A 324-nucleotide genomic window follows, 5' to 3' on the forward strand; every position below is an offset into this window, starting at 1 on the left:
AATGAAGAGTATTAAAAGATTGATTCAAGTCATCTTAGCAAGTACATCAATCTTAATTCTTAGTGGATGTTTCTCTAAAGATGATCTGAATCAACCAATACAAGAATATTTAAAAACAAACTATGGAATACAAGATGAGTTTTCTATTATTAAGACAACTAATAATTGGTTTGAAGGTATTGACCATCAAACTTATATAGAAATGAAAAAGCCGTATCGTGCTTATCCGTCCCTAATGATTAAAAGAGATACTTTGAAAATTTTAAAAGAGGAAAGTAGTGATATCTATTTCGAACAATTCAAGGGTGCATATATTGAGCAACA

Annotated in this window: 1 pseudogene; it reads left to right on the forward strand. The window is 29.0% G+C overall.

From position 1 onward, the window contains the following. Position 1: 1 nt before the first annotated feature. A pseudogene (locus JFL43_RS22220) lies at positions 2–324 on the forward strand (hypothetical protein); the annotation flags it as partial.

It is taken from the genome of Viridibacillus soli (genome assembly GCF_016612995.1).
Classification (GTDB): domain Bacteria; phylum Bacillota; class Bacilli; order Bacillales_A; family Planococcaceae; genus Viridibacillus; species Viridibacillus soli.